Below are 21,037 nucleotides of genomic sequence, written 5' to 3'. Positions count from 1 at the left end.
ATCCAGTCAGGACGCCGCATCTTGTGAGGCTTGCCCTCTCCCCCGACCCCTCTCCCATGTCATGGGAGCGGGGAGCCGATCACATCCCCCCCATTTCTCGCACCCCGCGCCATCGTTAAAACGCCAATAACGGAGGGATAACCATGATTGCCGCGCCCTGACGATGGCGCGACCATCGCCTCAATAGATTGCAGTGGCATTACAAAAGCGGGTGCCCCACGAGCCGGCCCGCCATCACAGAAGTAGTCGTAGAACGAACTCTGGGAGACACCATGCAAGTCTATGACAGCCTCGTTTACATCGTCGCCATGTTGCTGCTGTGCATGTACGCCTATCTGGGCGTGCAGTCGCAGAGCCTGGCTTTCAAGTACGTCTCGCCGGCCATTGTCGGCGTGCTCGTCATGGTTTATTCGTTGCTGCCAATGCGCGCGATCAGCTGAGCTGCCCGGCGTCCGCCGTGGCGGGCGCGTGGCGCAGCAGGACGGTGATGGCCGCGTGGAGTTCGCCGGGCACCACGGGCTTGTGCAGCAGCGCGGTCCCGCCCGCGTGCACATTGCGCAGCCGGTCGGCGGCGGTGTCGCCGGTGATGATGATGGTCGGGATCTGGCGGCCCAGCCGCTCGCGGATCGCGGCCATCGCCTCATGTCCCGTGCGGTGCCCGCGCAGCCGGTAGTCGGCCAGGATCAGGTCCGGCGTAAAGCCGTCGGCGACGATGGCGAGCGCCTCTTCCCCCGATTCGGCTGACCGGTTCGGGCAGTTCCATACCGAAAGCAGTCCCGCCATGGCCTCGCGGATCGCCGCGTCGTCGTCGATCACGAGCACGTGCAGGCCATCGAGCCGCATGGCGGTATCGGGATGGGCAGTCTCCTCGGGCGCGGTCCACGCCAGCGGCAGCCGCAGGCGGAAAACCGACCCGCGCCCTGGCGTGGAATCGAGCGTGACCCGCGTCTGCATCGTGCGCGCCAGCCCCTCCACGATGGCCAGGCCCAGGCCCAGCCCCTTGCGCTGGTCGCGCTCGGGATTCCCGAGTTGGTGGAACTCGCGGAAGATCTCGCCATGCTGGGTTGCCGGAATGCCGATACCGGTGTCCCAGACCTCCACTGACACGTGAAAGCGCCGCATCCGGCACCCCACCAGCAATCCGCCGGTGCGGGTATAGCGGATGGCGTTGGCGATCAGGTTGCGCAGGATCAGTTCGACCAGCGTGGCATCGCCGAACAGCGTGGCCGTGGTGTCACGGGTCCGGTAGATCAGCCCCCGGGCGTCGGCCTGCGGGGCGAACTCGTTTTCGAGCTTGTGCAGGATCGGCTGCAGCCGGAACGGCCGGGGCCGTGGCGTGACCACGCCCGCCTCCAGCTTGGAGAAATCGAGCAGCGTATTGAGCATTTCGCGCGCCGCGCCCGACGACGCCTCGATATGGTCGAGCAGTTGCCGCTGCCGGGTATCGAGCGGCGTGCGGCCCAGCGACACCAGGAACAGGCCCAGCGCGTGCAGCGGCTGGCGCAGGTCATGGCTGGCCGAGGCCAGGAACACCGATTTGGCGCGGTTGGCCTCTTCGGCCTCGCGTTGCGCCTGGCCGGCGCGTGCGGTCTGGTCGCGGAGCTGCGAGATCAGTTCCACGTTCTCGAAGCGCAGCGCAATGGCGTGGCTGGCCACCCGCGCATAGTTGCGCGCGAACACGATCAGCACGAACAGGTAAAGTGGCGTGCCGAGGAACATCGGCAGGTAGGCCACGTCGCGCGTATTCAGGAACGCGGCCCAGACCGGCACGATGGCCGGCACGAAAAAGCCCACCGCCACGGGCAGGCAGGCCGAGAACACCGCCAGCGCGGCGGCGCTCATGCCCGCGATCAGCGACAGCACGCAGATCACCACGGCTGGCGAGCGGATATCGAGATAGAGCCACGCCACCAGCCCCCACAAGCTGCCGATCAGCACCAGCATCGCCGTCATGGCGCGCGCATAGCGGCCCGAGCCGGCCTCGGTCAGCCGGCCCGGCAGCGCCAGTCGTCCAAAGTGAGCAATGGCGCACATGATGACCATGACGACGGCCCACGGCAGGGCGCCCGGGTGGCCATCGGTCATGGCCAGCCCGGCACCCAGGATCAGCGCCGCGAGCGAACAGCCGAGCATGGCCATGCCGAAGCTCTGGTCGATCAGCTCCATCTGCGCCGTGAGCAGGCGCGGCTCGTCGTAGCGCGGGAACAGGGGAGGCAGGGACGGCAGTCGCATCAGCGCTGCGCCTGCACCAGGCCGCGGCGCTGCGCTTCGAGGATGGCTTCCACGCGGCTGACCACGCCAAGGTGGTCGAGGATGGCGGCCACGTGCACGCGCACCGTGTTTTCTGACAGCCCTAGGTGGTAGGCGATGACCTTGTTCGAGCGGCCCTGGTTGAGCTGGTTCAGCACTTCCAGCTGGCGCGGCGTGAGCTGGCTCGGCTGGTAGGCGGCCGTGGCGCCGGCGCGCGGCGCGTCCGCCGGGAAGTGCGTGCCGCCGGCCAGGCAGCCCGCAATGGCCTGCTCGATCTCGCTGGCATCGGCGGATTTGGGCAGGAAGCCGGCAATTTCGCGGCGCGCCTCGGCGGGAATTGCCTCGATGCCCGAGGTGCCCGAGACGATCACGATGCGCGCGGCCGGAAAGTGCCGGCGCAGCACACGCACGCCCTCGATGCCGTTCAGGCCCGGCATCTGGATGTCGAGCAGCACGATGTCCACCGGCTGGTGCCCGTGCTCCTCCACGGCCTGCATGACCGCGCCGGCCTCGATGATCGAGGCCACGCTCGGGCTATCGGCCAGCAGCAGCTTCAGGCCCGTGCGGAACAGGGTGTGGTCGTCGATCAGCAGGAGTCGGGCGCGCAGCATGGGGGCGTTTCGGGGCGGCGGTGGGGCAGGGCGGATGGGTGCCGCAAGCGGCAGGCACCAGATTGGACTGGATTCCAGCCGGCTTGTCCATGCCCGGCCGCCATCGGCCGTGCGATGTAGTCCGGAAAGATTATTGGCGGCGTAGTGTGGCGGTGACAGCATCGGCCCTGGACAATTTCCGCGACTTGTCCATACCACTTCTCTACCCGCTACCTCCCGGCTGCGGGTATTTTTTTGCCTGCAGCCTCATCGGTCGATCAATCGATCAGCCGCCCATCGGCATCGAAAAACGGGTGTAAAGGGCCGTAATCGCCACTTGCGGCGAGGTGCGTGACCAGTCCGTGCGCCGGATGCCACCAATGCAGCAGGTAGCCCGGCGGCTCCATGCGGAAGCGCGACCGGGCCTGCGGGTCGAGGTCCAGCGCCACCTGGTGCGCCGGCCCCGGCGCGGTCATGGCGATGGTGCCGCCGAAGCGGCGCGTGATATGGCGGTGCAGATGGCCGCAGATCACGCGCTCCACCTGCGGGTGGCGGGCGATCACGGCTTCCAGCGCGGCGGCGTTGTCGAGCCCCTGCGCGTCCATGTGGCCGATACCGGTGTGGAACGGCGGGTGGTGCAGCATCACCAGCGTGGGGCGGACCGGCGCGGCGGCCAGCGTGGCGTCCAGCCACGCCAGGCCGTCGGGCGTGGCGCGGCCGCCCGGCTGGCCCGGCAGCGTGCAGTCGAACGCCACCAGCCGCAGCGGCCCGGCGTCGATCGCATAGTGCATGGCCGCCTCGCCGTCGCCGTTGGCGAACAGGTAGCCGTGGTCGTGGAACACCCGGCGCAGCGTGGTGCGGTGGTCGTGGTTGCCGGGCAGCAGCTTCACGGGCATCGGCAGGCGCTGCAGGATGTCGCGCAGGAAGCGGTATTCGTGTTCGTCGCCGAAGTCGACGAGGTCGCCGGTCACCACCACGATATCGGGCACCTGCGGCGCGGCCAGCAGCGTGTCGATCATCGTGTGCAGCGCGCCGGCGGTATCGACGCGGCGGTACGACAGCTTGCCGCCGGCCTTGATGTGCAGGTCGGTCAGTTGGGCAACGAGGTACGGAGTGGGGGTGGCGGCTTGGTTCATGCGGCCTGCGCGAGTGTGATCAGGTGGTCGGTGTCGATGCGCAGGCCCACGCGCTGGCCGGCCTGCCAGGCGTCGCGGCGCGCGGTATCGACGATCAGCGGTGCCGGCGCGCCCACGTCCACCAGCAGCCGCGTGTGGTTGCCGAGGAACAGCGCGGTCACGATGGTGCCCTCCACATGGGCGTGGTCGCCGTGGGCCAGCGCCACGTCCTCGGGCCGGAACATCAGCCGCACCGAGGCCGATACCGGCAGGTCCTGCGGCGGCCCCATCGGCACCGTGCCGCCCGGCACGCGCCAGCGGCCGGCTTCGGCCTGGCCCGGCAGATGGTTCATGGTGCCGATGAAATCGGCCACGAAGGCGTTGGCGGGCTGGCGGTAGATGTCCTGCGGCGTGCCGGACTGGGCGATGCGGCCCCGGTCCATCACGATGATGCGGTCGCCCAGCGCCATGGCCTCGGCCTGGTCGTGCGTGACGTAGACGGCGGTGATGTGCAGGCTGCGCAGCAACTGGTTGATGTCGGCGCGCAGCGTATCGCGCAGCTTGGCGTCGAGGGCGGTCAGCGGCTCGTCCAGCAGCAGCACGCGCGGCTGCACTGCGATGGCGCGCGCCAGGGCCACGCGCTGCCGCTGGCCGCCCGAGAGCTGGTCGATGCGGCGGTCCGCGAACGGCTCCAGGTGCATCATCGCCAGCATCTCGTCCACGCGGCGGCGCCGCGTGGCGGCGTCGGTGCGGCGCACGCGCAGGCCGTAGCCGATGTTCTCCGCCACGGTCATGTTCGGGAACAGCGCGTAGTTCTGGAACACCATGCCCACGCCGCGCCGCTCGATGGGCTGGTCTGTCACACGCGTCTCGCCGAACCAGACCTCGCCGCCGGCGTCGGGTTGCTCCAGCCCGGCGATGATGCGCAGCGTGGTGGTCTTGCCGCAGCCGGACGGGCCCAGCAGCACCACGGTCTCGCCGGCCCCGATGTCGAGGTCGAGCGGCTGCAGCGCGACGGTGCCGTCGGCAAAGGTCTTGGCGCACTGGCGCACGCGGATCGAAGTGGGCTCATGCATGGCGGGTCTCGGCGGCAGGGCGGGTATCGGGGGAGAGGGTTGGCAGGGCGGCGGCCTCGGCAGCGGCGTCCGGGGCATGGCGGCGCGCGCGGGCGCCCAGCGCGCTGAGTGCCTGCATGAACACCAGCAGCGGAATGATCATCACGAAGAAGACGATGGTGTAGGCCGAGCCGATTTCCAGCCGCATCGACGCGTAGCTGTCGGCCAGCCCCACGGGCAGTGTCTGCGTGGTGGGCGTGTGCAGCATCCAGGTCAGGTTGAATTCGCCCACGGACAGCGTCACTACCATCAGCGCGCCGGCCAGGATGCCCTGGCGGCAGTTCGGCAGCACCACCGTGAAGAAGCGCTGCAGCCGGGAGGCACCGAGGCTGGCGGCGGCGTCTTCGAGTGTGCGGATGTCGATGGCGGAGAGGATCGCCAGCACCGCGCGCACCATGAACGGCAGCGTGAACAGCACGTGGCCGATCAGGATGAACACCCAGCTCGTGCGCAGGCCCTGGAAGCTGCCGTAGAGCAGGATCAGGCCCAGCGCGGTGGCCAGCCCCGGCAGCGCCACGGGCAGCATCAGCAGTTCCTCGATCAGCCGCGTCACGCGGTTGCGGCGCAGCGCCATGTAGTAGGCGGCCGGCACCCCGATCACCAGCGTGCACGCCAGGCAGGCCAGCGCGATGCCCAGCGAGAGGAAGATCGTGTTGCGGTACAGCGCCCAGACTTCCACCAGCCAGCGCGTGGTCAGCCCGCTCGACAGCCCGACGAAGATGTTGTTGGTCAGCCCGGCCAGTACCGACAGCACCACGGGCACGGTCATGAACGCGCAGACGGCCAGCGTCAGCGCAAGTTGCAGCCAGTAGCCGGCGCGGCGGGGGGAGGATGTCGTCATCGCGTCGCTCCTTCAGGCCGTGGCGGCGACGGCGTCGCCCGAGTACCAGCGCGCCAGCGCCAGCAGCGCCCACGTGACCGCGCCGAGCAGGATCGACAGCGCGGCGGCCATGCCGAAATTGGCGTAGTTGGTGAATTCGTTGTAGATGGTCAGCGGCAGCACATCGAGCTGGGTGGCCAGCGTGAAGGCCGTGCCGAAGGCGCCCATGCTCGTGGCGAAGCAGATCGCGCCGCTCGACAGCATGGCCGGCATCAACGCGGGCAGCATCACGTCGCGCACCACGCGCCACGGGCTGGCGCCCAGTGAGCGGGCCGCTTCCTCCAGCGAGGTGTCGAGTTTTTCCACGGCGGCCATCACGGTCAGGATCACGCGCGGAATCGAAAAATAGAGATAGCCGACGAACAGCCCGGCCAGCCCGTAGGCGAAGGTCCAGCGCTCGCCGGCCAGCGCGTCGCCGATGGTCGCCAGCAGGCCGTTGCGACCGCCGAGCATGATGACCATGAAGCCGATCACCACGCCCGGGAAGGCCAGCGGAAAGGTCAGCATCGCCACCAGCACCGGCTTGCCCGGCACCGGGTGGCGCTGCAGGAACGTGCCGGCAATGCCGGCAATCACCAGCGTGGCCAGCGTCACCAGCGCCGACAGCACCACGGTCACCAGCAGGCTGTGCAGGTAGCGCGGGCTGGTCAGCACGATCCAGTAGACGCCCGCTCCCTGCTTGCCGGTCAGGCTGACCTCGATCAGGCGCGCCATCGGCAGGCAGAAGAACGCCAGGAACACCACGAGCGCCGGTAGCGCGAACAGGAACAGGGCAGGGGAGCGTTGCGTCATGGCTGGGGTCCGGTCCGCAAACTCAGCGGACTTCCTTCAGGTACTGGTCGCTGAACGCCTTCTGCACCTGTGCCATCTTGCCGAAATCCACCGGCTTGGCGCGTGCGTAGTCGGCGGCGGGCAGGAAGCGCTGCTGCACCTCGGCCGGCATCGGCACGTTGCGCACCGGGCGCAGGTAGGCGTTGGCCCACAGCGCCTGGCCCTGGTCGGACAGCACGAAGTCGAGCACCTTGCGGCCTTCGGCGGCGTGCGGGGCGTTGTTGACCAGGCTCATCACGTAGGGCACCACCAGCGAGCCTTCCTTCGGGATCACGAAGGCCACGTTGGCGCGGTCCTTGTACCTGGCGCGGTAGGCGTTGAAGTCGTAGTCGAGCAGGATCGGAATTTCGCCAGACAGCACGCGGGCGTAGGCGGTCTGCTTCGGCACGATCGGCTGGTTCTTCTGCAGGTCGCGGAAGTACTTGAACGCCGGGCCGAAGTTGTCGAGCGTGCCGCCCATGGCCTGGTTCACGGCCACGGCGCCCACATAGCCCACGAACGCGCTGGCCGGGTCGAGGTAGCCCACCAGCCCCTTGTACTCGGGCTTGAGCAGGTCGGCCCACGACTGCGGCACGGGTTTGCCGCGCAGCGCGTCCACATTGACCATGAAGCCCAGCGTGCCCGAGTGGATGGCGAACCAGTTGCCCTGCGGGTCCTTCAGGCCGTCGGGAATGTCATTCCAGTGCGCCGGCTTGTACGGCTGCGTCACGCTGTCGGCCTTGGCCTGGATGCCGAAGGTCACGCCCAGGTAGGTCACGTCGGCCACGGGGGCGGCCTTCTCGGCCACGAGCTGGGCCAGCGACTGGCCCGAGTTCTTGTTGTCGTGCGGCACGGTGACGCCGGTCTTTTCCTTGATCGCGCGGATCTGCGCGGCCCAGTCGGCCCATTCCGGCGGGCAGTTGTAGCAGATGGCGGTCTGCGCGAAGGCACCCTGGCTGAACGTGGCGGCCAGCGTGGCGGCGGAGGCGGTGAAGGCCAGCCAGCGCAGCGGACGGCGCCAGAAGGATTGCGTCGACATGTAAGGCTCCCGGTGAGATGACGGTTGGGGCGGAGCGGAGTCCGCCGGATGCAGCGACAGCGAAAACAACGAAGACGGGTCAGGCGGGCGGTCCGACAGTGCCGCCCAGGCGCAGCGCGTGGGGCAGGAGCAGCGCCTGGGAGGCGGCGGCATCGGCCAGTTGCGGGGCCCCGGCGCTGCCCAGCCGCCGCAGCAGCCGGGCAATGGCCTGCGCGCCGATGTCGGCATTGGGCTGCACCACGGTTGCCAGCGGTGGCTCGACCAGCCCGCCCAGCGCGATACCGTCGTAGCCGAGCACCGACACATCGGCGGGCACGCGCAGCCCCAGCCGTTTCAGGTCGGAAATCACGCCGATGGCAAGCAGGTCATTGGTGCAGAAAAAGGCGGTAGGCGCCGTGCCGTCCGCCATCAGCCGGCGAATCTGGTCGGCGTTGCTGGCGGTGTGCGAGGGCAGGTTGACCGGCGCCAGCACGGGCAGCCCGTTCGCGCGCATGGCGTCCTCGTAGCCGGCGAAGCGTTGCCGGGCGCGGTCCGAGGCGGTGAACGCGCCCGAAATCACCGCAATGCGCCGGTGCCCGGCCGCGATCAGCGCCTTGACGCCCTCGTCCGCGCTGGTGCGGTTGTCCACCGAAACCGAGTGCCGCTGGCTGCCGGTGCCCTGTGCCGCCACCTGGTTGTAGGCCAGCACATAGGGCACGGCCTCGCGGTCGAGTTGGTCGAGCACGGTGCTGTCGCTGGCGTCGGCCACGGTCAGCACCATGCCGTCGACGCGATGGCGCAACAGATACTCCACCCGCTCGCGCTCGCGCGCCGGCTCGTAGTTGCTGGTGACCAGCATCAGCGAGTAACCTGCCGACATCGCCGATTCTTCAATTCCGCGCCAGCACTCGGCGAACACGGCATTGTCGAGCGTGGGCAGCATCACGCCGATGATGCGCGTCTGCTGGGCCCGGAGCTTGGCGCCGAGCAGGTTGGGGCGGAACGACAGCCGGCGCGCGGCGTCATGCACGCGCTGGGCGGTGGCTTCCCGCACCAGCTGGGGGTGGCTGAAGACGCGCGAGGCCGTGGCCAGCGACACCTTGGCCGCCAGCGCCACGTCGGCCAGCGTCACGCCGTGGCCCGGTTCGGCCGAGGCCAGCCGGGGCGACTGTAGCGAATTGGCGGCGCGGCGGGATGGCGGCATGCATTCCTCGAAGTGGGGGCGAATCCGCAATGAAAACGTTTTCATTGAAGCGCCGAAAAATCAGGCGTCAAGGAAATCTTCTGCTGCAGTGCCGCATCGGAGTGCGGCGAAAGGAAGTCCCGCGCCTGTGGTTGCCGGCATTCTGGGCGGCTTCGATGACAACGCGATGACAGATCGGGCCTGTGGAGAACCCTCCCGAAGCGGGATGCGACAGCGCTCAAGGGATCACTCCGGGCTGCCGATAGACCATTCGTGGAAGAGGCATCGACCCACAGCATGATCCGAACACGATCCATAGCCAGTTTGAGCGCAAAGCCTTGTCACGACCCGAGACGCCCTCCATTGCCGATTGCCTAGCCCATCGATGGCTCCAGCCAGTCTTCCAGCCCATTGGCGCGCTGGCTACCGGCGATGTATTCGGCTATGAGGCGCTGATCCGGGGCCCGGCCGGCACGCCGCTGGAGAGCCCGCTGGCACTGTTTGCCGAAGCCACGCGCGTGGGCCGGCTGGTCGAGGCCGAACGGCTGGCCGCGCGCATGTCGATTGCCGCGTTCGCCGAAGCCGGCCTGCCGGGCAAGCTGTTCCTGAACTACAGCGCCGATTCGATCCGCGACATCGAGGACACGCGCGACGACGTGCGTGCATTCCTGCAACTGCACGGCCTGCCGTCCGACCGCATCGTGCTGGAACTGACCGAGCAGGCGCCGCTGGGCCAGCTGGAATCGCTTGCCAAGGCCGTCTTTGCCATCCGCAGCCGGGGCGCCCAGTTCGCGCTCGATGACTATGGCACCGGCCATGCCAGCCTGGGCCAGTGGATCACGCTGCAACCGGACTATGTGAAACTGGCCCGCGTCATCATCGACGGCGTGGCGTCATCGCCGTTCCAGCGCGAGGCGCTGGAAGGACTCTGCAAGCTCGCCGCCCGCGCGGGCACCCGGCTTATCGCCGAAGGCATCGAACGCGAGGAAGACCTGATCGTGTGCCGCGACATGGGGATCGATTACGCGCAGGGATACCTGCTCGGACGGCCCACCGCGCAGCCGCCGCTGACGTTGTCGGAGCCGGCGCTGCGGGCGCTGCATCGGGGAAGGCTGCGGCTGGCGAAGTAATTCCCCTCTCCCGCGTCGCGGGAGAGGGGAGCAAATCAACAGAGAAGCAACGCCCTCACAGCGCCGCAGGCGCGGAGGCCGGTGCCACCGCCTCGCTCGCCGGCACTTCCGCCCCGGGCGCCGACGCCCCGTCATCGACCACTGCCTCCACCACCTCGCCCGGGTCCAGCGCCAGGCTGTTGTCCCCGAGGGCAGACGGTGACGACGCTGGCGGCAGGGCTTCGGCCTCGGTCGTGGGCAGTACCGGGCGCCGCGGTGCGGGCCGGGGCGCCGACGCCGGCTCCTCGGCCGGCTTCGACGCGAACAGCTTGCCGTACCAGCCGCGTACCGTTTCCGTCAGCCCCGAATACCACGTCTTCCGATCGACCTCCGCGAACCGTGCCCGGCCATCGACCACGCGGGCGCGGATGGCGCGCTGGTAGAAATCGCCGACGATCGGCAGCGCGCTATGGGCGCCCTGGCCCCAGTAGTCGCTGCGCAGCGTCACGCGGCTGTCGTTGAACCCCACCCACGCGCCGGCCACCAGTTGCGGATGCATCAGGATGAACCAGCCATCGGCATTGTCCTGCGTGGTGCCGGTCTTGCCGGCCACGTCGGCGCGGATGCCGTAGCGGCTGCGGATTGCCGTGCCGGTGCCCCGGTCCACCACGTCGCGCATCACGTCGAGCAGCGTCTCGTTGGCCGTGGGCGACAGCGCGCGCTGCGCCGAGGCCGGGCGGAACTGCGCCAGCACGTTGCCCTGGCGGTCCTCGATGCGCGTCAGCATCGACGGGGCGATGTACTGCCCGCCGTTGGCGATGGTGCCGTAGGCCGATACCATCTCGCGCAGCGTGACCGGGCTCGTGCCCAGCGCCAGCGACGGCACTTCTTCGAGCTTGCTGTCGCGCACGCCCATCGCGCGGGCCAGGCGCGCCACGCGCTCGGGCCCCACGCTCTGCACCAGTTGCGCGGTAATCGTGTTCCTGGAGTAGACCAGCCCGTCGCGCAGGCTCATGGCGCGGCCCGAGGCCGGAGATTCGTCGGTGGGACGCCAGACCTCGCCGCCGGCCAGCTGCATTTCCACGGGCTGGTCGACAAAGGTCTCGTCGGGACTGGTGCCGCGTGCGAACGCCGCACCGTAGACAAATGGCTTGAACGTCGAGCCGGGCTGGCGGCGGGCCTGGGCCACGTGGTCGAACGCGTCCACGCTGAAATCGCGGCTGCCCACCCAGGCGCGAATCTCGCCGGTAGCGGGGTCCAGCGCCATGAAACCGGCCTGGACGCGCGTCTTGGTCTGGCGTAGCGCCTGCATGAAGGCGTTGTCGCGCATCAGGTGCTGGAGCACCTCGTCCTCGGGCTGGCCGGCGGCTACCGCGTTGCGGAACTCCGGCGTCTCGCGCACGAAGGACTGCACCAGTGCACGGCTCTCGCCCCAGCCCGCGCGGGGCGCCCAGGCGGCGTTGGCAATCGACTGGAGCTGGTTGCCCTGGCGCGCCACGGCCTGGTTGGCCGCCGCCTGGAGCCGCGAATCGATCGTGGTGCGCACCACGAGGCCATCGGTATAGAGGTTGTAGTCGTTGCTGTCGGCCCAGGAAATCAGCCATTTGCGCAGTTGCTGGGCGAAGTGGGCGGCCGGCCCCGGTTCCTCGACCTGGCGCTCGAAATCGATCCGCAGCGGCCGCTTGCGCAGCGCCTCGAAGCGCGCCGCGTCGAGCTTGCCGCGCTTGACCATCTGCCCGAGCACGATGTTGCGCCGTTCCAGCGCGCGCTGCGGGTTCAGCACCGGGTTGTAGTAGCTGTTGCCCTTGAGCATGCCGATCAGCGTGGCGGCTTCGAGCACATCGAGCTTGCGGGCGGACTTGTCGAAGTACGTGCGCGCGGCCATCTCGATGCCGAACGCGTTGTACAGGAACGGCACCGTGTTCAGGTAGGTTTCGAGGATTTCTTCCTTCGAGTAGAGCGCCTCCAGCTTGAACGCGGTGATCGCCTCCTTGAGCTTGCGCGTCATGGTGGGCGCGCGGCCGATCTCGTCCGGGTAGCGGTTGCGGGCCAGCTGCTGGGTAATCGTCGAGCCGCCCTGGCGGTCGCCCGAGAACGTGTGCACCGCCGCCGAGGCGGTACGGCGCCAGTCCAGCCCGTGGTGGTCATAGAAGCGGTGGTCCTCGGTGGCGATCAGCGCATCCACCACGTTCGGCGAAATTTCCGAGAGCCTGACCCAGTCGCGGTTGGCCCAGCGGTACACCGCCAGCTCCTTGCCATCGGCCGACAACACCTGGGCGGGCTGCTCGGACTTGGCCTTGCGCAGCTCGCTGATGCCCGGCGTAAACGGGATCAGCACCACCACGTACAACAGGAACAGGGCAGGCACGGCGGCGGCGGCCAGCAACACGGTACGGCGGGTGGGGCGTCGCAGATGCTGGCGCAGCGGTGCGAGCCGTGGGGCGATCTTGGTCTGATAGAAATCCGGGCGCATCGATGCGGGCATGGCAGCCGGGCGTGGGCAAACCGCCACGGGACTGTCAAATGCCTTTCACAGAAAGCCTGCATCGTACCAAACCGGAGATCGGGAAAACCCGTATCTTTTGGTGCGGAAAAACAACGACTTGCCCCAGTTTTGACTCACCTGCACCAGTTTGCGCCGATATAGACACATAAGTGTCACATTGGATTGAAACAATTCGCGTGCCCCCAACGGTCATCGTTTCGAAAAGTGACAAGAACGTAATGGTTCCGCACCAACGGACGAGGCGGGGAAGCATCTCAATGTCTTAACAAAACGAGAATCTCACAGTGAAGAAAGCTCTATTTGCCCTGGCGGCCGCGGGTACCTGCGCCCTGTCCGGCGTTGCATCGGCACAGTCCAACGTCACGCTGTACGGTATCGTCGATGCCGGCATCGAATACGCCAACCACACCGGTACCGCCGCCCAGAACGGCAGCTCCGTCAAGGTGAGCTCGGGCAATATGTCCGGTTCGCGCTGGGGCCTGCGTGGCACCGAAGATCTGGGCAACGGGCTGAAGGCGATCTTCACCCTGGAGTCGGGCTTCGACATCGACACCGGCACGTCGGGCCAGGGCAACCGCCTGTTCGGCCGCCAGGCGTTCGTGGGCCTGCAAGGCACGTTCGGCACGGTGACCCTGGGTCGCCAGCAGAACTCGCTGTACGACCTGTTCGGCGCCTACGACCCGATGGGCGTTGGCCCGAAGTACTCGCTGAACTCGGTGGATTCGGCCTTCAACGGCCGCGCTGACAACGCGCTGAAGTACACGGGCAAGTTCGGTGGCCTGACCACCACGGCTTTCTACAGCACGGGCCGCGACAACAACGGCGAAGTGCCGGGCAACTACGAAGCCGGCCGCAACTTCGGCGCCGGCGTGGCCTACACGGCTGGTGGCTTCTCGATCGGTACCGCCTACGACCAGTACCAGGGCGGCGTCGCCCCGCAGGTCTCGGACCGCGCCGTCAAGCGCCTGGCTGTCGGTACGTCGTACGACTTCAAGGTTGCCAAGGTGTTCGCCGGCTACCGCTGGATGCGTGACGATGGCATCGCCACCGTTGCCACCGCTGCTTCGCGCAACAACGTGTACTGGCTGGGCGGTCTGTACCGCGTGACGCCGGCCCTGTCGCTGACGGGCGCCGCGTACTACCTGGACGCCAACAACAGCGACAACGATCCGTGGCTGTTCGTGCTGTCGGCCGACTACGCGTTCTCGAAGCGCACCGACGCCTACCTGAACATCGGCTACACGAAGAACAAGGGTAACGCCGCGCTGAGCATGAGCAGCTCGTCGCCGGTTCTGCCGGGTTCGAACCAGACCGGCGCCGTGGTTGGCGTGCGTCACCGCTTCTAAACGGGAGACACCGGCAGACGGGGCCTTTCCCCCCGCCCCTGCCGGATAACAAACGCCCCTCACCCGGCTTGGCGGGAGGAGGGGCGTTCTGCTTTGGTGGATCGGGAAAGCGCAGCCACTGCCGTCTTGCTCGCGGCATTCGGCGCCAACCATCTAGTCCGAATGTGACTGACAGGGCGCCCTGGCGACACGTTGCCGAAATATTTCATCACCAGAATGTCACGCAGCCGGTTCCGCCGTACAAGTCGGAATTTTCAAGCGACACGTGGTCACAATCGTCGCCGCGGACACTGGCGTGGACCTTTCGCGGACCGCCATGTGTGCCCACAGAGGCGCCAGGCCTGGGAGGTCTATTCACGTACGCGGGGAATCGGGCCGTCCATGAGACGGCTCTTTTTATTGGTGCCCGGCCCCGAGACTGCAACAGTCCTGGCACGATTTGGCGTGTTCGGCGAATGTGATGATTAATATCCATCGCCGCGATCGGAATTTGCAAATGGCCGCCGCCTGACCCCGGACATACCATGCGCGGGCGCCCCCTCACCGATTCGCCCCCCGGCGATTTCCGAGGATCCCCCCAAATGGCAGTGCTCCGACTGACCCCTACCTCCCTGGCCGTGCTCGGCCTCGTTGCCACGCTGGCCGCGCCCGTGGCGGCCCAGACCATGACCCGCGACAACGGCTCGCCGGTTGGCGACAACCAGAACTCGCAGACGGCCGGCCCGAACGGCCCCACGCTGCTGCAGGACGTCCATCTGATCGAGAAACTGCAGCGCTTCCACCGCGAGCGCATTCCCGAGCGCGTGGTGCACGCACGCGGCACGGCAGCGCAGGGCGAGTTCGTCTCGGCCGGCAACTTCTCGGACCTGACCACCGCCAGCCTGCTGGCTGCGCCGGGCAAGGTCACGCCGGTGACGGTGCGCTTTTCCACCGTGATCCATGGCCGCGGATCGCCCGAGACCGTGCGTGACCCGCGCGGCTTCGCCACCAAGTTCTATACCGACCAGGGCAACTGGGACCTGGTGGGCAACCACACCCCGATCTTCTTCATCCGCGACGCGATCAAGTTCCCGGACATGGTGCATTCGCTCAAGCCGTCGCCGGTGACCAACCTGCAGGACCCCAACCGCTTCTTCGACTTCTTCAGCCACGTGCCCGAGAGCACGCACATGCTGACCCAGCTTTATTCGGATCTCGGCATCCCGGCCTCGTACCGCAAGATGCAGGGCAACAGCGTGCACGCCTACAAGCTGGTCAATGCGAAGGGGGAGGTCACCTACGCCAAGTTCCAGTGGCGGCCGCAGCAGGGCGAGGCCTACCTGACCCGGGCCGAGGCCGAGAAGATCCAGGGCATGAACTTCAACAACCTGACCGCCGACCTGTACATGGCGATCGACGAGGGCCAGCACCCGAAGTGGGATCTCTACGTGCAGACGATGAAGCCCGAGGAACTGGCCAGGACCAAGTACGACCCGCTCGACTCCACCAAGGTGTGGCCCGGCGTGCCGGCACGCAAGATCGGCACGATGACGCTGAACAAGGTGCCCGACAACTTCTTCGAGGTGACTGAGCAGTCGGCCTTTGCGCCGTCGAACCTCGTGCCCGGCATCGAGCCCTCCGAGGACCGCATGCTGCAGGGCCTGCTGTTCTCGTACTACGACGCGCAGACCTACCGGCTGGGCGCCAACAAGCAGAAGCTGCCGGTCAATCGTCCGCTCGTGCCGGTGAAGAACTACCAGATCGACGGCTACGGCGATGGCGATGGCACGAAGGGCGACGTCAACTACCAGCCGTCGCGCCGCCCCGGCGCCTATTCCGAGAATCCGCACTATCAATATGTGCGCACGCCGCTGGCCGGCACCACGCAGACCCAGGCCATTGCGCGTACCGATAACTTCAGCCAGGCCGGCGATTACTACCGGGGGCTGTCGGCCACGGGCAAGACCAACCTGATCGGCAACCTGGCCGCCGATCTGGGCGCGGTGAAGAACGCCGAGGTGCGGCAGGTCATGCTGAGCCACTTCTACAAGGCCGACGCCGACTACGGCAAGCGCCTGACGGCGGCGGTCAAGGGCGACCTGGCCGACGTGGAACGCCGCGCGGCCACGCTGAAGGAGTAACACCGCTGTAGGAGCGCGGCCGATGGCAGCGGCGCACGGCCGCTGCCTATACTGGCTGTGTCGCGCGCACGCGCACGTGGAGGGAGCCAACCATGCCCAGAGCCATGCCGAAAGTCGCCGTTCTCCTGCTGGTGCCGGTGCTGCTGGCCGGCTGCGTGTCGTTCAGCAGCAGCGACCCCAATCCTCCCCAACGGACCACGGTCGTCACGCCGCCAGCCGGCAGCTCGACCACCGTCTGCAGCCCCGGCCCCTGCTAGGGTGCTGTATCCGCAACTTCCTGCAACGTACGGACCTGCCGCATGACGCCTTCGGCGAACAGCACGGGGCCGAGGATCGGGATCCCGGCCTCGCGCAACGCGTCGGCTGTCCAGGTGTTGCAGGTGTAGAAGCCGTTGTAGCGGGCGGTTGCGGCGAAATACAGGCCGCCGGGGTAGGGGCCATCGCCCAGGCCCTCGGGCATGCCTGCGCCATCGGTGCGGACCGCGCGGTTCAGGAAGGCGCGCAGGCGATCGAGCCCCGCCGCATCCACGCCCAGCCGTACCACGTTGTCCTTGCCGAACGCCGCGGCGGGGGTGTCGCGCAGGATCGTCAGCAGGATGGCGCCGTCGCCGGGCAGCAGCGCCGAGAGCAGCGTCAGCGGGCCGGGCTCGCGCTGCAGCAGGTAGTGGCGGTCTCCGAAGCCGAAGCACAGGAAATTCGACCCCGTGTAGCCAGCCGTCAGCCGCAGCAGCGCCGCGTCGGCGTCTGCGGTGCGCAGGCAGACATCGGTGTGCCAGTCGCGCTCCACCACGTCGATGGTGGACACCGGCGGCGCGGCGCGCGCCGCGTGCGTGGCGCAGCCGGCCAGCACGCAACTGGCGGCCGCCAGCACCATGGCAAGCGGGCGCAGGGCAGGGAAGGCGGGGCTTACACGCATTGATCCATCCGATCTGTCTGGCTAATCATCCAACTTTTGTCCAGATTCCTGTCCAATCTGCTTTTTCGCCCCGGAGCATCCGATGAAGACCACCAGCTACTACCCCGTCATCATGACCCGCGATGTCGCTGCCACGGCGTCCTTCTATATAGAGCACTTCGGCTTCCGCCCGTTGTTCGAGGCCGACTGGTATGTCCACCTGCAGTCGGCCGGGGACGAACAGGTCAATCTTGCCGTCCTGCACGCCGACCACGAGACCATTCCCGAGGCCGGGCGCGGCCGGACAGCGGCGGGCCTGCTGATCAATTTCGAGGTCGAGGACGTGGACGCCGTCCACGCCCGGCTGTCGAAGGCCGGCCTGCCGATGCTGCTGCCGCTGCGCGACGAGGCATTCGGCCAGCGCCATTTCATCACCGCCGATCCGAACGGCGTCATGCTCGACATCATCACGCCCATTGCCCCGTCCGCCGAATTCTCGGCGAATTACGATGCCGGGGCCTTGCCGGGTCAGTAGTCGCCCCACTGCAGCAGCCAGCCGCCCAGCGCGCAGCCAGCCACCACGAGCCAGGGCGGCGCGCGCCAGACCGCCAGCGCGGCCACCGCCAGCACGGCCAGCGCGAAGTCGGCGGCCGACCGCACCCCGCTGGTCCAGACCGGATCGTAGAGCGCGGCCAGCAGCAGCCCGACCACGGCCGCGTTGACCCCGGCCAGCGCCCCGCGCGCGGCCGGTTGCCGGCGCAGCCTTTCCCAGAACGGCAGCGCGCCGAACACCAGCAGGAACGACGGGGCGAAGATGGCCGCCACGGCCAGCAGCCCGCCCGCCCAGCCATGCGGCGGCTGCGTACCGGCCGCACCGAGGAACGCGGCGAACGTGAACAGCGGCCCCGGCACGGCCTGCGCGGCGCCGTAGCCAGCCAGGAAGGTATCGGCATCGACCCAGCCCGGCGGTACCACGGCCGCCTGCAGCAGCGGCAGCACCACGTGCCCGCCGCCGAACACCAGCGCGCCGGCCCGGAAGAAGGCGTCAAGCAGCGCCACCGTGTGGCTGCCCGAGGCCCGCGCGGCGAGCGGCAGCGCGATCAGCAGCGCAAGGAACGCCAGCAGGCACAGGACCGCGATCCGCTGCCCGGCCGGAATCGCCAGCGGCTCGTGCGCCGTGGCGCCGGCCGCGCGGAACAGGCGCGTGCCGAGCGCACCGGCCAGCACCATGGCCCCCAGCTGGCACCATGGCGACGGCACCAGCAGCACCGCGCCGGCCGTCAGCACCATCAGCGTCAGCCGCGGCGCATCAGGACACAGCGAGCGGGCCATGCCCCAGACCGCCTGCGCCACCACGGCCACGGCGGCCAGCTTCAGGCCGTGCAGCACCCCGGCCGGGATCGCGCTGCCGTACTCGGCCAGGCCGATGGCGAACACGATCAGCGCTACCGCCGAGGGCAGCGTGAAACCGAGCCATGCGGCCAGCGCCCCGCCGTAGCCGGCGCGCGACAGGCCAATGACCATGCCCACCTGGCTGCTGGCCGGTCCGGGCAGGAACTGGCACAGCGCCACGATATCGGCGTAGGCGGCCTCGCCCAGCCAGCGCCGGCGGGTCACGAACGCTTCCCGGAAATAGCCGAGGTGCGCCACCGGCCCGCCGAACGACGTCAGGCCCAGGCGCAGGAACACGGCGAAGACTTCGGCGATGGCGGCGATGGCGGCGACGGCGGTCATGGTCGATGGAAGACGGCAAGGGCGGCGGTGCCGCGAGCGTAGCACCGCGCCGTGGCAGCCGCACGCGCGTGTCAGCGTTTGCCCGACGGCGCAGCCGGGGCAAGTGCCGGTAGACTATGCGCCACGCGCCATTGGGTCACGCGGCAGGCAACATGCGGTTGAAACGGCGCAGTCCGGCATCGATGTCAGTCTCCACCTCGCAAATCGCGCCCCCATGCACGCTGCTACCGGCTGGTTTCCTGGTTCGTCCCCGCTGCGCCGCCGTTTCGGCTGGCTGCTGCTGCCCCCGGCGCTGGTGCTGTCCGCTGCGGCCGAGGCCGACGAGACCACGCTGCCCGACGTGGTGGTCAGCGCCAGCCGCGCCGAACAGCGCCGCTTCGACGCGCCGGCCGCCATCGACAGCATCGCCGTCAACCCGCTCACGGCCACCTCGCCGCTGGTCAGCCTGTCGGAACTGACGCTGACCAGCCCCGGCATCGCCGTGCGCGACCGCCAGAACTACTCGCAGGATCTTCAGATTGCCGTGCGCGGCTTTGGCAGCCGGTCCACGTTCGGCGTGCGTGGCGTGCGGCTGTTTGTCGACGGCATTCCGGCCACGATGCCGGACGGGCAGGGGCAGGCATCCACGTTCGACCTGGCCAACGCCAGCCGCGTGGAAATCCTGCGCGGGCCGTTCGCGCAGTTGTACGGCAACGCGTCCGGCGGCGTGGTGCAGGTCTTCACGCCCGATCCGCCCAGCAGTGGCTTCACCGGGCGCGCCTCGACCGGGTTTGGCTCCGATGGCCAGTGGCAGGCTGGCGTGATGCTGGGCGGCGGCAACGACAAGCTCGGCGCCACGCTCGATGCCTGGACCTACCAGACCGATGGCTACCGCGACCACAGCGCCGCGCGGCGCTACCAGCTCAACGCCAAGGTCGTGGCGCAGCCGACCACGGCCACGAAGATTACCGGCCAGTTCAACTACTTCAGCCAGCCGCTGGCCGAAGACCCGCTCGGGCTGACCCGCGCGCAGGCCGATGCCAACCCGCGCCAGGCCATTGGCGCGGCCACGCAGTTCAACACCGGCAAGGATGTCGAGCAGACGCAGGCCGGCGTGGTGGTCGAGCACCAGTTGACCGAGCGCGACAGCCTGAACTTCCGGCTCTACGGCGGGGGGCGGCAGTTGACCCAGCGGCTCGGGTTCAGCGGCGCGGCACCGACCTCGGCGGGCGGTATCGTCGACCTCGACCGTACCTATGGCGGGGCGGCGCTGGCCTGGACGCGCAAGACCACGGCCAACGGGCTGCCGCTGCAATGGACGGCCGGCATCGAAGCCAACGGCATGCGCGATGCGCGCCACGGCTATGTCAACGACAACGGCCAGCAGGGCGCTCTGCGGCGCGATGAAACCGACGAGGCGGCCGACTATGGCGCGTTCGCCCAGTTCAACTGGACCGTGCATCCGGCCTGGGAGATCGTGGGCGGCGTGCGCGCCAGCATGGTGCGGCTGCGCATCGACGATCACTACATCACGGCGGCCAGCCCCGACGACAGCGGCACCTCGACGTACCACAACGTCAGCCCGGTGCTGGGCGCGGTCTGGCATGCCCACGAGACGCTGAACCTGTACGCCAACCTGGGGCGCGGTTTCGAGACCCCCACGCTGACCGAGGTGGCGTACGGCCCGGGCGGCACCGGCGCCAACCTGGGCCTGCAGGCATCGACCAGCCGCCAGGGCGAGATCGGCATGAAATGGCAGTCGGGCGGCCAGCGGCTCGACGTGGCGCTGTTCGACGCCGACAGCCATGCCGAGGTGGTGCCGCTGGCCAACGACAACGGCCGTACCAGCTACCAGAACGTGGATGGCGTGCGCCGGCGCGGGCTGGAACTGGGCTGGCGCGGCGCGTTCGGCGCGGCGCAGCGGCTCACCGCCGGGCTTGGCTATACCTATCTGTCGGCGTACTTCGGCGAGTCGTTCGTCAACGCGCAGGGCGCCACGGTGGCCGCCGGCAACCGGCTGCCGGGCACCGCGCGGCACAGCCTGGGGGCCGAGGTGGCCTACCGGCCGTGGGGCCAGTGGATGGTGGGCGTGGAGGCGAAGGCCGACAGCCGGGTCTACGCCGACGACCTCAACACGCAGGCCGCGCCGGGCTACTTCATCGTGAACCTGAAGACCGGGTACACGTTCAAGGTGGGCGCCACGCAGCTCTACGTTTTCGGCCGGATCGACAACGTGGCCGACCGCCGCTATTTCGGCTCGGTCATCGTCAACGAGGCCAACGGGCGGTACTACGAGCCGTCGCCGGGCCGGCGCTTCTTCGTGGGGCTCAGGGCGTCGCTGTAGGCGGCCCCCCTCTTGCAAGCCGCGCGGGACGCGCCTAAGGTTG

18 protein-coding genes are annotated in these 21,037 nt (G+C 68.5%); 7 read left to right on the top strand and 11 right to left on the bottom strand.

Translation table 11 applies throughout. The features are described from left to right. The first annotated feature begins 272 nt into the window (after positions 1-272). On the top strand, positions 273-440 hold the full coding sequence (locus EV147_RS26100) for a hypothetical protein (protein WP_198680235.1): 168 nt from the start codon (positions 273-275) through the stop codon (positions 438-440). Here EV147_RS26100 and EV147_RS13135 read toward each other — a convergent pair. The 8 genes from EV147_RS13135 to EV147_RS13100 all read right to left on the bottom strand — a co-directional run bounded on the left by EV147_RS13135 (position 433) and on the right by EV147_RS13100 (position 8,982). Beyond that, positions 433-2,232 carry an ATP-binding response regulator gene (locus EV147_RS13135; protein WP_130391611.1) on the bottom strand — a complete coding sequence of 600 codons (1,800 nt, stop codon included), beginning with the start codon at positions 2,230-2,232 and terminating at the stop codon, positions 433-435. The genes EV147_RS26100 and EV147_RS13135 overlap by 8 nt on opposite strands. Further along, positions 2,232-2,861, bottom strand: a complete 630-nt coding sequence (locus EV147_RS13130) for a response regulator (protein WP_130391610.1) — start codon at positions 2,859-2,861, stop codon at positions 2,232-2,234. Before EV147_RS13130 ends, EV147_RS13135 begins: the two co-directional genes overlap by 1 nt. 257 nt (positions 2,862-3,118) lie before the next feature. Further along, positions 3,119-3,976: a phosphodiesterase gene (locus EV147_RS13125; RefSeq protein WP_130391609.1), complete on the bottom strand. Its 858-nt coding sequence runs from the start codon at positions 3,974-3,976 to the stop codon at positions 3,119-3,121. Continuing rightward, complete coding sequence (locus tag EV147_RS13120) at positions 3,973-5,031, bottom strand: ABC transporter ATP-binding protein (RefSeq protein ID WP_130391608.1); 1,059 nt, start codon at positions 5,029-5,031, stop codon at positions 3,973-3,975. The genes EV147_RS13125 and EV147_RS13120 overlap by 4 nt, the downstream gene beginning before the upstream one ends. Further along, complete coding sequence (locus EV147_RS13115; protein WP_130391607.1) at positions 5,024-5,911, bottom strand: ABC transporter permease; 888 nt, start codon at positions 5,909-5,911, stop codon at positions 5,024-5,026. The genes EV147_RS13120 and EV147_RS13115 overlap by 8 nt, the downstream gene beginning before the upstream one ends. A 12-nt stretch (positions 5,912-5,923) precedes the next feature. After that, on the bottom strand, positions 5,924-6,742 hold the full coding sequence (locus tag EV147_RS13110) for an ABC transporter permease (protein WP_130391606.1): 819 nt from the start codon (positions 6,740-6,742) through the stop codon (positions 5,924-5,926). A 22-nt stretch (positions 6,743-6,764) separates the two neighbouring features. Then, complete coding sequence (locus tag EV147_RS13105) at positions 6,765-7,799, bottom strand: ABC transporter substrate-binding protein (protein ID WP_130391605.1); 1,035 nt, start codon at positions 7,797-7,799, stop codon at positions 6,765-6,767. A gap of 79 nt (positions 7,800-7,878) precedes the next feature. Continuing rightward, positions 7,879-8,982 (bottom strand): substrate-binding domain-containing protein, encoded by a 1,104-nt coding sequence (locus EV147_RS13100; RefSeq protein WP_130391604.1) that lies wholly within the window; start codon positions 8,980-8,982, stop codon positions 7,879-7,881. A gap of 317 nt (positions 8,983-9,299) precedes the next feature. On the opposite strand from EV147_RS13100, the gene EV147_RS13095 reads away from it, so the two are divergent. Continuing rightward, positions 9,300-10,091, top strand: a complete 792-nt coding sequence (locus tag EV147_RS13095) for an EAL domain-containing protein (protein ID WP_130391603.1) — start codon at positions 9,300-9,302, stop codon at positions 10,089-10,091. Between the two features lie 55 nt (positions 10,092-10,146). On the opposite strand, the gene EV147_RS13090 is transcribed toward EV147_RS13095, so the two are convergent. Further along, entirely contained in the window at positions 10,147-12,555 is a 2,409-nt protein-coding gene (locus EV147_RS13090; RefSeq protein WP_407923228.1) for a transglycosylase domain-containing protein, read from the bottom strand. Between the two features lie 305 nt (positions 12,556-12,860). Between EV147_RS13090 and EV147_RS13085 the strand changes: the two genes are divergently transcribed. The 3 genes from EV147_RS13085 (at position 12,861) to EV147_RS25935 (ending at position 16,299) form a co-directional block, all read left to right on the top strand. Continuing rightward, the gene (locus tag EV147_RS13085; RefSeq protein ID WP_130391602.1) at positions 12,861-13,922 is read left to right on the top strand and encodes a porin; all 1,062 of its coding nucleotides are present in this window, start codon (positions 12,861-12,863) and stop codon (positions 13,920-13,922) included. Between the two features lie 581 nt (positions 13,923-14,503). Next, complete coding sequence (locus EV147_RS13080; RefSeq protein ID WP_130391601.1) at positions 14,504-16,042, top strand: catalase; 1,539 nt, start codon at positions 14,504-14,506, stop codon at positions 16,040-16,042. Positions 16,043-16,134: 92 nt separating this feature from the next. Continuing rightward, complete coding sequence (locus EV147_RS25935; RefSeq protein ID WP_157994684.1) at positions 16,135-16,299, top strand: hypothetical protein; 165 nt, start codon at positions 16,135-16,137, stop codon at positions 16,297-16,299. On the opposite strand, the gene EV147_RS13075 is transcribed toward EV147_RS25935, so the two are convergent. Then, positions 16,296-16,958, bottom strand: a complete 663-nt coding sequence (locus EV147_RS13075) for a DUF2459 domain-containing protein (RefSeq protein WP_130391600.1) — start codon at positions 16,956-16,958, stop codon at positions 16,296-16,298. The genes EV147_RS25935 and EV147_RS13075 overlap by 4 nt on opposite strands. 82 nt (positions 16,959-17,040) lie before the next feature. On the opposite strand from EV147_RS13075, the gene EV147_RS13070 reads away from it, so the two are divergent. Continuing rightward, positions 17,041-17,472, top strand: a complete 432-nt coding sequence (locus EV147_RS13070; protein WP_130391599.1) for a VOC family protein — start codon at positions 17,041-17,043, stop codon at positions 17,470-17,472. Here the strand turns inward: EV147_RS13070 and chrA are convergent. Next, on the bottom strand, positions 17,466-18,671 hold the full coding sequence (chrA, locus tag EV147_RS13065; protein ID WP_130391598.1) for a chromate efflux transporter: 1,206 nt from the start codon (positions 18,669-18,671) through the stop codon (positions 17,466-17,468). The two genes, EV147_RS13070 and chrA, sit on opposite strands and share 7 nt — an antisense overlap. Positions 18,672-18,885: 214 nt before the next feature. Here chrA and EV147_RS13060 point away from each other — a divergent pair, with 214 nt between their 5' ends. Beyond that, a complete protein-coding gene (locus EV147_RS13060) occupies positions 18,886-20,994 on the top strand; it encodes a TonB-dependent receptor family protein (protein ID WP_130391597.1) in 2,109 nt (702 codons plus the stop codon). Positions 20,995-21,037: the final 43 nt, after the last annotated feature.

The organism is Cupriavidus agavae (genome assembly GCF_004217045.1).
In the GTDB taxonomy this organism is placed as follows: Bacteria; Pseudomonadota; Gammaproteobacteria; order Burkholderiales; family Burkholderiaceae; genus Cupriavidus; species Cupriavidus agavae.
The sequence above is the reverse complement of the archived record's forward strand: the minus strand, read 5'-3'. Positions and strand labels throughout refer to the sequence as shown.